Genomic DNA, 11,976 nt, shown 5'->3' with positions numbered 1-11,976 from the left:
TATCTAACCCTAAAATTGCAGATTATAAAGTAATAGACAAACGAACCATTGTCTTATTTGGTCGCTCAGTCGGTGAATCAACGTTTATGGCCTTTGATAGTCAAGGTCAAGAATTAACAAATAGAAAAATCGTTGTGAGCCGCAGCTATTCAGGTATTGAACAACAAGTTAAATTACGCTTTCCAACATCGAAGATTGATATTTACGCCATTGGAACCAATGCCGTTGTGAGTGGAACGGTCTTAAATGAAGAAGATCGCGATAAGATTTATGAGTTAGTCGGAACCTTACTTTTTGATGACAGTGATCTTGACGATCAAGGTGATCGTACTGAACTTACCTACATGGACAAGCTTAATTTTGAAGGTGTTGTGAATCAAATAGAAGTCGCACGGACTAAGCAGGTAAATGTGAAGCTTACGATTGCTGAAGTCTCTCACTCTTTTATGCAAGATTTCGGAATTAAAGTAGGTAGCAATGGCCAAGCTGGTATTTTTGTTGATCAGTTAGTTCATTTTAGTGCGAGCGATATTGTGTCAGTCATTACCGCAGTGGGTACTGATTCGGTCGGACAAGTATTAGCTGAGCCTAACTTATCAGTGATTTCAGGTGAGGATGCAAGCTTTCTTGTTGGTGGTGAATTACCGGTCGTCACTGTGATAGATGGCGCTACAAATGTTCAATACAAAGAGTTTGGTGTGAAGTTAGACCTAACCGCGAAAGTGGAACGCGATGACAAAATCAAATTGGCTTTAGCTCCAAGTGTTAGTTCATTAGACGCGCAATATTCTAACGATGCTTATGATTTACCGTCATTAAAAACACGCAGTGCGAGAACAACGGTTGAACTTGGTGATGGACAAAGTTTTGTTCTTGGTGGGTTATTAAATAGCGAAGAGAGAGAGTCGTTAACTCGAATTCCATTTATTGGAGACATTCCAATCTTAGGTGCGCTATTTAGACATACTGGTACTGAACGAAATCGAACCGAATTAATTATTGTTGCAACGGTAAATCTTGTTCAACCAGTAAAAGCGAATCAAATTCAACTACCAACAATGCAAAAGACAAGTACATTACGACGTTTTCTTGGTATGGGTAGTGATTATGATAGATCTGAAGATAAGTGGGCCAGCGAAATATTAAATGCAGGTGGATTTAGAAAATGAAAAAGACAATAACGATTTTATTTCTATTGTTCCTATCTGGTTGTGCTGATCATATAAATGAGAAGCAAGGAAGCCATATTAATGTGGTTCCAGTTACTTATTCGATATCGATTAATAGCCAAGATTCTGCTGTTGTTCAGAGTGCTATTTCTCAATTTATTGAAAAGCATGGGATTAAAAATAAAAAAGGGTATTGGGTTATTTCTATCGCTAAAAATGACGTGCTGAGATTAGAGAGTACTTATCAGCAATATCTTCAAGAACTCGGTTATGACTTAAATCAGATGAAGACAGAGGCAGTGAGTAATAAAGAGCACTTTAAAGTGAGTCTCTCTTTTTCAACTCAACGAATTGAATATGAAATTTGTGATTATGAACAAATCGATTATTACGGTTCAACAAGTCTTGGTTGTTACACCGAAAGTAATCGTTGGCACTCAATGGTTAACCCTAAAAATGCAATGTAAAAGCAGTATTCAGTTGATGTTATTGGAGTCGCTATGTTTGATTTAGTTGAACGCTTAAATGTAAAAAATGAAGACAGCAATCAGTCTAAAGAGAATTTAAATACTGTACTTTTTTATCAAACTGACGAGTGTCGTTCGTTAATTAATGAGTCTTTTCGTTTTGATGGTAATTCAGAGCCGAAAAATAGTAAGAATAGCGATGATGAAATCCGTCAAGTAGACCTCATTAACCCACCAAATATTGTGATCCTTGAATTAAACACCAGCGCTAATGTTGTTCAAGATGCTCAACGGATCTCACATTTATTACCAAGTAACGTCTCGGTGGTTGTGATTGGGTCTGAGGATGCAATCTCAACGATTCGCTTGCTAAAAGAAATGGGCTTTTATTACTTATTCTGGCCTGTGAGTAAACAAGAGTGTTCAGACTTTATGCGTCATGTTGCGAGTAATCATGAAGAGCATAAAGGCGTTGGTGAAAATCGAAAAGCAAAACGTGTCGCAATGGTCGGCGTTAAAGGAGGGATGGGAACGTCTCTACTAAGCAGTGAGGTGGCTCGCTCGCTCTCATTAGATCGAGGTGTTTCTACGTTATTGGTTGATCATAATTACCATGGCGGGAATCTTGATATCTTTATGGGATTAAAGCAATTTCAAAAACGTTCTTTACAAAAAGGAACGCTTTTTTCTGATATCGATAGTGCTTATGCCTCTGGTCTGGTAAAAAAAATAACGCCAACATTGTCTGTTCTTGCTATTGAATCTGAAGCAATTTCAACTCAAGAATTAACTGAATATACGCAAGCGATACAGAAACAGGTTTTATCTTATTCAAGTGTAATGGTAGAAGATCATGCTCAGCTAATTCGTAATACTACGGATATGAACAAATTGATTGAGAATATTGACGTTATTGTTTTTGTTCTTGATTCTAGCGTATCAGCGCTACGTGAATACAATCGTTTATATCAACTAGCAACGACTCATAATGTTGAGAAAAAAGTGAGAGTTATTACGGTTATGAACTCAATTCGACCTAATAACCCAGCAGCGGTCTCTTTTGAGGAAACCGAGAAATACACAGGGCATAGACCTCATGTTTTTGTGCCTTTTGATAATAAAGCTGCGAAGTATGTTTTGGAAGGCTTACAAATTTTGAAGACAAAGTCAGTGATGGCTCGCCCTATATCAAATTTGGTTTCGTTGATTTTAGGTGAAGAGGTGAAGCAAGAGCAAAATTCTTTATTTCGTTTCTTTTCTAAAGGGTAAATGTAATGAACACTAAAGCATTATATATCCAATTAAGAGCACAAATATTTAATGCATTAGAACCAGAAGCATTAAATAAGTTAACCAAACAAGAGCTAACTCAGCAGCTTTTAAATGCGATCGATTTATTAAGTGATAGAGAGCAATTACCGATCTCTCTCCTAATGAAGAACGAATTTGTAGAGCGCTTGGTTAATGAACTTATTGGGTTAGGTCCTCTACAAAATTTGATGGATGATGATTCGATTACAGACATCATGATCAATGGCCATGAAAATGTATTTATTGAACGAAATGGATTTGTTGAAAAAGTATCCGTAAATTTTATTGATGAGAAACAACTGCTTGATATTGCAAAACGGATTGCGAGTAGGGTTGGTCGCCGTGTTGATGAATCAACCCCCACTTGTGATGCTCGATTAGAAGATGGCAGTCGAGTCAATATAGTTATACCTCCTGTTGCAATTGATGGAACATCAGTATCGATACGTAAATTTAAAAAACAGAGTATTGGTTTTTCAGACCTAGTTGAATTTGGCGCCATGAGTAAAGAAATGGCTCAGTTATTAATGGTTGCTTCGCGTTGTCGTTTAAATATTTTGATTTCTGGTGGTACAGGCTCAGGCAAGACAACAATGTTGAATGCTTTATCTCAGTTTATTTCGGAAGGTGAACGCATTGTAACAATAGAAGATGCTGCCGAATTACGATTACAACAACCTCATGTTGTGAGATTGGAAACAAGAACATCAGGTATTGAAGGAACAGGAACTATTTCTCAAAGAGATTTAGTTATTAATTCATTACGTATGCGCCCTGACCGAATCATTGTTGGTGAGTGTCGTGGGGAAGAAGCGTTTGAAATGTTGCAAGCGATGAATACGGGTCATGATGGCTCGATGTCAACGTTACATGCGAACTCACCAAGAGATGCATTAGCTCGAGTAGAAGCGATGGTCATGATGGCAACCAATAATTTACCACTTCAAGCCATTAGACGAAGTATTGTGAGTGCGGTGGATATCGTCATTCAAATTAGTCGATTGCATGATGGAACTCGAAAAATAATGAGTATCTCCGAGGTTATCGGATTAGAAGGTGACAATGTGGTACTTGAAGAAATATTCAAGTTTCAACCAAGTAAAGTTCAAGATGAAACGAATAAAGTTAAAGGCCATTTTTTAACATCAGGGCTAATGCAACGATCTGTATTAATGGAAAAAGCACGATTTTTTGGTATGGAAGATACTATACAGGCGGCATTTATCCCCTCGTATACTGAGGCGTAAATATGTATTGGATAGCGAATGGTGTGGGTTTATTGCTGGTGTTTTTTTGATAGACAAAAGCCCTGTAAAAAAAAGTCAGTATTTAGACAACGATAACACGACAAAGTTGGTTGGTAGCCTAAGCCACAATAATCAAGCGATTAATCTTAATTCATTAACTGATAAAAAATCGAGACAAAAAATACAGCAAAAATGGCACAAAATAGAGCGTCAGTTAGGTCATTTTGCTTGGTTTAAGGCATTGGTCTTAATCTGTGTGTTAGCGTTCTTTGGCTTTATAATTAACCAGAAAATGCTGAGAGTTTCTAATATAGTCGCAATAATCTTAACGGTTATTCTTGGTCTTATTTTTAGCTATTTATGGCTTCAAGAGCGAGAAAAAAAACAGTTTAATGAGCAATTTCCTGATGCACTTAATATGCTAGTAAGTGCAGTTTCATCTGGCGAGAGTATCACCCATGCTATTCGTTATGTTGGAACTAAATTAGAGGGGAATATAGGTAAAGAATTTAAATTGATGGGAGAGCGATTACAACTTGGTGAGAGTCCTGATGATGTATTTAGGAAATCATGCGTTAGGTATCCGTATCCCTCATTTCAGTTTTTTGTTATCACATTAAGAGCAAATATGAACCGTGGTGGTCAGCTTAAAGATATTATTACTCGTTTAAATCGTTTGATTTTTGATGTTAGGGCGATTGAGCGAAAAAAATATGCATTAACATCAGAAGCACGCATATCAGCAAAGATTGTTTGTGCGACGCCTTTTTTCTTTCTGTTCATTTTGCAATTTTTAAGTCCTGAAAATTATGAGTTTGTCATGTTTAACCCTGAAGGTAGACCTATTTTGTATTACGTTGTTATCAGCGAAATAATAGGCATGTCGATTATTTGGGGCTTACTAAAAAAGGCCAAGTAATGTTTGATATTAACCAGTTCATTTTTGTTACCTTGTTCTCTTCTGGCTTTATGCTTGTTATTTACCTATTCACTACTCGTTTATTTAGAGCTAAGAAGTTAGCTCTTCTTACTAGAGTTAGAAAGAAGAGGCGCGATAAGACGTATATTACTCACTGGGTAAAGGAGAAAACATCAAGCTTGAACAGTAGTGATGCTGATATAAAGAAGAAGCTTCAACAAGCGGGTTTTCTCAATACTCAATATTCACACCTCATTATGCCAATGAAATACGCGGTGGTTGTACTAGGGGAGTTAATGGTTGCGGGTTTGTATTTTCATTCTTATATAAATCTAACGTACTGGGTGATTATATCGGCACTGTGGGGCATAGTTATTATTGTGTTTCCTGATGTTTATTTACAGTCAAAAATTAAATCTCGTATTCAGAGAGTATCAAATCAGATGCCTTATTTAATTGATTTAATGGCGGTATGTGTTCAAACCGGAATGACGATTGAAGCCTCTTTAACTTATTTGGCGAAAGAGATGGAAGGGTTTGATAAAGACTTAATGCTTGTACTTAATAAAATGAATGAACACTCTAGAGTGGTAGGGCTTGAGGCTGGTTTGGAAGAAATGTATCAACAAGTCCCCTCTAATGAAATGCGAAGTTTTGTAATGACATTAACGCAAAGTATGCATTATGGTTCATCAATCTATTCAGTATTAACGACTTTAGCTTCAGATATCCGAGAAGTGCAGATGTTGGAGTTAGAAGAGCGAATAGGGAAGTTAGCTGCAAAAATGTCAGTACCACTGATTGTATTTATTATGATCCCTATTGTTATTTTAATCGCGGCACCTGGTGTCATGAGGCTAATGTTAAATGCTTAAAAAAACACTCTTGATTTCTATCGTTTTATTATTATCTGCGTGCAGTTCTCGTCAATATAGCCAGAGCAGTTTAATTGATTCCAAAATTGATATTTACCAACAAACTCATAATTACGTTGCTTTAGTTGACTTATATAAAACTCAATTAGAAGAAAATGATAATCCTGAGCTAAGGGAAGATTTAGCTGAGAATTTATTAAAACTGGAAGACCCAGATAACGCACTGTTCTATTTAAAATCGAACATAAAAGAGGAACCAAGTGGTAAAACACTTTTCTTACAAGCAAGTGCGCTAGGTGACTTAGGCCAGTACCAAGAGGCGATTTCAACGGCGTTAAAAGCGCTAGATGAAGAACCTGAAAATGCCAAAACAGAAAATTTATTAGGCATCTTGTATGGGCATGAATACCAATATGAAAAAGCGCGTCGTTACTTTAATAAAGCAAAACTGCATTTTTACGACAGTAATACCATCGCAAATAATTTAGCAGTATTAGATATTGCAGAGGGAAAATATAAACAAGCTGCTCGTCGTTTATTACCTATCTATCGTACAGGTCAAGCTGACGAACAAATTATGGCTAATTTAGTGTTAAGTATGGCAAAAGAAGGGAACAAAGAGTTCGTTGAATCGGTTCTTTCTGAGTCACACAATAAACAAGAGATTGAACATATTTACCAGTCCTTACAAAAAGTAGATGGCTTCTCATATGAACAAGTTATTCAAGAGCAGTAATAGTATGAAGTCAAAGCAAAAAGGGGTGGCTTCTATTGAATTTGCGATGGGCTTTCTTGCGTTTTGGTTTATGTGTATGGCTTGGGTTGAAATGAGCTATATGTCATATATTTCTGCGATTAATGATGTGGCTATTTCAGAAGCGTCTCGCAGTGCCAAAAAGGGAGAAGGGGAATATTTAAAAATTATAGATGGTGTTCTTCATCGAGAAAAAAGCATTTGGAACACAGTAACCTCTGCGGATAATTTCAGAATCGCCGTTCATTATTTACCTTCGATGTCTGCATTAGAAGAGGTGGTTGATGGGTGCAAAATTCCTGAAGGGAAAAGAACAAGAGAGTGCGGAGAAGAAACGAATAATGCTCTGGCTATCTATAGAATTGATTATCAATTCACACCTATTTTCTCTTATCTATTTAGTAGAAATGCAAACTTAAGTCGTGAAATGATAGTGGTGCAAGAGTATGAACGGTCTAAATTTGAAATCTAAGCAGCGTGGTGTATTCAGTATTGAATTTGCCATTGTTGGAGTTGTTTTTAGTTTATTACTAGCCTTTAGTGGTGATGTAATTATGAAAATATCGATCAAAGGAAAGCTAGATCGCCTCTCTTACTCTTTAGTTAACGTTTTAAAAGAAAGAACACAATTGTACGGTGCAGATTATCAACTCACAGCAGGTGAAGTTACCTCATTAAATAATATCGCCAAGCATTCATTAGCAAGAACCTTCAATGTATTTGATGAGAGTAATTATGGTTTTTTAGTTGAAGAGCTAAGTTTTGCAGATGTCGATACTCCTAACCCAATTATTAGTGAACAACGTGGCACAATTCGTTGTCGAGTAGATCAATCTATCAATGAGCTTGAAAAATTAACTGTGTTGAGTGTTAGAGGAAGAAAGATGCCTCTGTATAGAGTTGCTATTTGTTATGAAAGTAATAATTGGTTTGGTGGTCTAGTCGGAAAAAATTATACACGAGTTATGTCTGACTCTATTGTGATAGGAAGGTAAGAATGAAGCCTATACAGAAACAGCAAGGCCATGCTGCTATCTTATTTGTAATGTGTATTCCTATTTTATTTGGTGTATTTACGTTGGCTTCTGATGGGGCTAGAGCGCTTCAATCAAAAGCCAGATTAGAAGATGCAGCCGAAGCCGCTGTGTTAGCGGTATCTGCTTATGGTGAAGAAGACGTAACATCGACACAAACAGGTAAAGATTACATCGGTCATTATCTTTATGACATGGATAACTTAGTTGATATCAAAGTAGAAAAGTTAGAGTGCTCAGAAATAGCAGAATGTACCGCAGACGATAATAAACGTCCTTTTGTAGAATATCGAGTCGCAGGACGAACGCAGCATTTATCTTGGTTTCCGGGGAATGACGTGACCATTGGATTTGGAGAGTCATTTGATGTCACGGGTTCTTCAAAAGCGAGAAAATTTCAAAACAGTCAGCCGATGGATATCACGTTTGTTATCGATTTTTCAAACTCAATGAATTGGGATTGGGAGGGGCATGGTCCGACAGGCTCAAACCCTAGCATTGATGGGCCTATGGTAGGTCCTTCACGTCTTAATGAATTAAAAGATGTGGTTCGAATGGTGACAGATGAATTGCAAATTTATAACGACACAACCGCTGGCCCTAAACATCGTGTGGCGATGACAGGTTATAATCGTAGAACGGTGAATAAAGGGAATAATAAACTTATTATCCGAGATCAGCGTATCACGACTTATAAACCAGAGGGGTATGATGCAGGAGATATATTCCATGCGCAAAAAACAATAAATAAGCAGTTTTTTACTAAAGGAAAAGCATCACGAGTTCCTAATGGTGATGAAGAAGCAGAATTTTTTGACATTATGTATACATCTGATTTTTCTTCATTTAATCACGATATAAGTGAGTTTAAGGCTGGCGGTGGCACTGCCTCTCTTCAAGGGATTATACGTGCAAGTCAACTGCTTACTTATCACATAACTGATGATGAAGAGGAAGCAAACCCTAAACAACTGATTATTATTTTATCTGATGGGGAAGATGTTTTGCACTATTTAACTCAAATGCAGAAACTAGTTGATTTAGGGATGTGTGAAAACCTTATTAATGCCGTAGAAGGTGGGCCGATAACCGCTGATGATAATAATGCAGATAAGGTCGATTTTTCTGGAGGGTATAGCATAGGATTACCGACTAACACTGGAGAAGACCCGAGTGCAAGAATTGCGATGATTGGTTTTGGTGATGGGTATGATATTCATGACAATACAGGTTTATTAAACTGTGTCGGTGAAGAGAATGCATTTAATGCAACGGATAAAGAGGACATTTTAAATTTAATCATGTCGTTGGTATCAGAAGAAGTCGGGCACTTAGCTCAATAACGTCGAGAGAAAATAATGAAAAAAATAAGTTTATTGTTGGCGCTAGTGTCGACGTTTAGTATCGCTGGGCAAGAGACGGTAAATACTGCGGATATCAATCAAGCGTTAAACTATTATTGCGCTACAGAACACTCTGAATTTCAAGAGCAAGTTGTCGTAGGTGAAGGTGAGCAGATTCTATTTCACCAAGGACCTTTCATGCAAGTAAGCGCAAGACTGGATTCTGAAAGTATAAAAAGCGCGTTAAGTGAAGAGTTTAAAAACACAACCATTGATACTCAATGCAGTGAATACTTACTCACGTATGCTGAAGTTCAAGACGAAAAGGTGAACCAGAAGTACTTAGCAAGAGTGTTGTTTAATTTCGATAAATACTCGTTAACTGAGCGTTCAAAGTATATTTTAAATCAAATATCACAACAAATAGATCAGCAAGATGATGTGATTCTCTTGGATGGTAATACCGATAATATAGGTAAAAAAAGTTATAATATGGCGCTTGGATTGGCTCGTTCTGAAAGTGTTAAAGCGTATTTAGTTGAGTTGGGAGTTGATGAAGCACTGCTTGAGGTTGGTTCATCGGGGGAGGCGAATGCGATTGAAAATAATGATACCGTTTCTGGTCGTCATCATAATCGCCGAGTTGATATAACAAACGTAGATGGATCTGAAGAATAAACAGAGTTGTTGAAAAAGGAGAATAACAGAAGTTGTTCTCCTTTTTTAATTCTGGTGTGGTAAAAACATTTCTAACCTTGTGCCAGTATCTTGCGCATGAAAACAGATTTGTCCGTTATAACTAGATATAATCTCTTCACATACAGCGAGTCCAATCCCTGTCCCTGGATTTTTTTCATCTGCTCGTACCCCTCGTTGAAATACAGATTTGATTTTGTCATGAGGTAACGCTTCACCATCATTTTCAATATGGATATTGACCCCTTCACTACGCTCAATGATAGATAAAATAATAGAGCTATCCGCAAAGCGGTAACTATTTTCAAAAATATTACCTAACACTTCCATAAGGTCATCATAATTTATAGGAAGAGTTTGATCTTTTGTGTAGTTATGAATAAATTTAATTCCCTTTTCTTGGTGGATTTTATTAAACATTTTCGTTAGCTTTTCTATTATAGGCTCGACTAAAGTATGGTGTTTGCTGATCCCCCTTGAGCCCATTAATGCTCGCTTTAACTGATGCTGAATCACCGAGTCCATGTCATTTAGTTGTTCCATAATATCGGCTATGGGTGGCTTTTTCTGATACAACAATGCATCACAGGTCGCGATTCGAGTTTTAAGACTGTGTGCTAAATCATCCATCGCTTTTTTATATTTACTTGATTGCTCATCTTGTTGTTCAAGTAAGCGATTAATTGTTTGGGCTATAGGATCTAGCTCTTCAGGATAGTGATAGATAAGTTTTTTTTGTTCGTTATCTTTGATGTTCTTTAATTCATTGTGAAGCTTATTTAAAGGATGAAATGAGCGATTGTAACCCCATAAAACCCCAAAGATGGCAATTAAAATAAGAACAGTATAAGAAATAGCTAATTGGATTTTTAGAGTGTGTAGTCGAGATATTTTACCTTCCATGCGACTGAGTAATATCACTCGTCTGGATGGGAGATCATTGTTACTTTCAATGCTCATTGAATGGGAAATAAAAACTGCACCACTTGGCTTTTCAATAAGAATAGGTTTATTCTCATTTTTAGGTAAATCAGTACAGATATTCTCTATATGGGAGGGTGGGCCTTTTTGCATGCTATCCCATAGCAAATTATCATTGTTGTCACAAATAACAATGGTTATATCTTTAGACGATGAATTGTAATACTGAGATTTATTCCCTTCTTGTAATGGCATGATAAAATTCGATGATACCATTTCATTAAAAATAGACGGGAAGTGATAAGCTATATCAAGGGTGTATTCAGTGATTAAATCAGAACGTGCTGTTTGATAGCGAAGGTAACCATTTAGTATTAAAAAACCAACTACCACACCTAAAAAGCTGAATAATATTCGTCGTCGAAATTGATTTTTTACTAAGCGTCTCATTATTATTTAGCCTTTATTTGAAACTGATAACCTTGACCTCTTACTGTACTAATAAGATCTTTATGATCAACCGCTGCAAACTTCTTTCTTAATCGCGAAATAATGACTTCAATATTATTTAATTGAACTTCTGAATCTCGTTGATATAAAGCATCGACAAATTGCTGTTTTGATATGATCTTCTGGCTATTTTTAATTAAATAAGCAGCAATATCATATTCAAATGAAGTTAATTGTAGAAATTGACCGTCTACATGGATGGTTTTTGCTTTTATATCTAATTCAATATTTTCAGCGGTTACTTTTGATTGTGTAAATCCGGCCGCTCGTCTTGCTAGAGCATAAAGCCTTGCTATTAATTCTTCAGATTGGAAAGGTTTTACTAGGTAATCATCAGCTCCAGCCTCAAGCCCTTCGACTTTATCTTGCCAGTTTCCACGAGCGGTAAGTATTAGAATAGGGCTATTAATTTCTTTGCGGCGAATTTGCTTGATGAGAGTGATACCGTCGAAATCAGGTAAACCTAAATCAACAATCATGACATCAATATGTTCTTTTTTCTGTACCGTTTGTAAAAAAGAAGAGGCGGTTCTATCAGAATAAACAACGTGTCCCTGATCTTTTAATTGACTAGACAGGTGGTGGTTTAAGATTTCATTATCTTCAACAAGAGCTATTTGCATAATATACCAGTTGATTCCTTAGGTTTATATAGTCATTAATAACACTTATCATTTTGTTTTTAAATAATAAAACCCATGAATTAATGGGCTTTATTAAAATTAATTCA

13 protein-coding genes are annotated in these 11,976 nt (G+C 36.5%); 11 read left to right on the top strand and 2 right to left on the bottom strand.

The window, feature by feature from the left end; all coding sequences use genetic code 11:
• From PVK71_RS17170 to PVK71_RS17120, 11 genes are all read left to right on the top strand, one after another.
• The coding region (locus tag PVK71_RS17170; protein WP_274420761.1) for a type II and III secretion system protein family protein at positions 1-1,169 on the top strand (1,169 nt) is incomplete at its 5' end.
• Entirely contained in the window at positions 1,166-1,636 is a 471-nt protein-coding gene (locus PVK71_RS17165; protein WP_274420762.1) for a hypothetical protein, read from the top strand. The genes PVK71_RS17170 and PVK71_RS17165, both read left to right, overlap by 4 nt.
• A 33-nt stretch (positions 1,637-1,669) precedes the next feature.
• Entirely contained in the window at positions 1,670-2,905 is a 1,236-nt protein-coding gene (locus PVK71_RS17160) for an AAA family ATPase (protein ID WP_274420763.1), read from the top strand.
• A gap of 5 nt (positions 2,906-2,910) precedes the next feature.
• Positions 2,911-4,194, top strand: coding sequence for a CpaF family protein (locus PVK71_RS17155; RefSeq protein WP_274420764.1), 1,284 nt, complete (start codon positions 2,911-2,913; stop codon positions 4,192-4,194).
• Positions 4,139-5,113 carry a type II secretion system F family protein gene (locus PVK71_RS17150; RefSeq protein ID WP_274420765.1) on the top strand — a complete coding sequence of 325 codons (975 nt, stop codon included), beginning with the start codon at positions 4,139-4,141 and terminating at the stop codon, positions 5,111-5,113. Before PVK71_RS17155 ends, PVK71_RS17150 begins: the two co-directional genes overlap by 56 nt.
• Positions 5,113-5,988, top strand: a complete 876-nt coding sequence (locus tag PVK71_RS17145) for a type II secretion system F family protein (protein WP_274420766.1) — start codon at positions 5,113-5,115, stop codon at positions 5,986-5,988. The genes PVK71_RS17150 and PVK71_RS17145 overlap by 1 nt, the downstream gene beginning before the upstream one ends.
• Positions 5,981-6,724: a hypothetical protein gene (locus PVK71_RS17140; RefSeq protein ID WP_274420767.1), complete on the top strand. Its 744-nt coding sequence runs from the start codon at positions 5,981-5,983 to the stop codon at positions 6,722-6,724. Before PVK71_RS17145 ends, PVK71_RS17140 begins: the two co-directional genes overlap by 8 nt.
• Positions 6,725-6,728: 4 nt before the next feature.
• The gene (locus tag PVK71_RS17135; RefSeq protein ID WP_274420768.1) at positions 6,729-7,214 is read left to right on the top strand and encodes a TadE/TadG family type IV pilus assembly protein; all 486 of its coding nucleotides are present in this window, start codon (positions 6,729-6,731) and stop codon (positions 7,212-7,214) included.
• Positions 7,189-7,737, top strand: a complete 549-nt coding sequence (gene tadF, locus PVK71_RS17130; RefSeq protein WP_274420769.1) for a tight adherence pilus pseudopilin TadF — start codon at positions 7,189-7,191, stop codon at positions 7,735-7,737. Before PVK71_RS17135 ends, tadF begins: the two co-directional genes overlap by 26 nt.
• A 2-nt stretch (positions 7,738-7,739) precedes the next feature.
• Positions 7,740-9,119 (top strand): TadE/TadG family type IV pilus assembly protein, encoded by a 1,380-nt coding sequence (locus PVK71_RS17125; RefSeq protein ID WP_274420770.1) that lies wholly within the window; start codon positions 7,740-7,742, stop codon positions 9,117-9,119.
• Positions 9,120-9,134: 15 nt separating this feature from the next.
• A complete protein-coding gene (locus PVK71_RS17120) occupies positions 9,135-9,797 on the top strand; it encodes an OmpA family protein (RefSeq protein ID WP_274420771.1) in 663 nt (220 codons plus the stop codon).
• A 45-nt stretch (positions 9,798-9,842) separates the two neighbouring features.
• On the opposite strand, the gene PVK71_RS17115 is transcribed toward PVK71_RS17120, so the two are convergent.
• Both PVK71_RS17115 and PVK71_RS17110 read right to left on the bottom strand, forming a co-directional pair.
• Positions 9,843-11,186, bottom strand: a complete 1,344-nt coding sequence (locus PVK71_RS17115) for an ATP-binding protein (protein ID WP_274420772.1) — start codon at positions 11,184-11,186, stop codon at positions 9,843-9,845.
• Between the two features lie 2 nt (positions 11,187-11,188).
• Entirely contained in the window at positions 11,189-11,869 is a 681-nt protein-coding gene (locus PVK71_RS17110; RefSeq protein ID WP_274420773.1) for a response regulator transcription factor, read from the bottom strand.
• Between the last annotated feature and the right edge of the window lie 107 nt (positions 11,870-11,976).

The organism is Aliivibrio sp. S4MY1, from assembly GCF_028765545.1.
In the GTDB taxonomy this organism is placed as follows: Bacteria; Pseudomonadota; Gammaproteobacteria; order Enterobacterales; family Vibrionaceae; genus Aliivibrio.
This window is presented reverse-complemented; position numbering and strand designations above follow the sequence as displayed.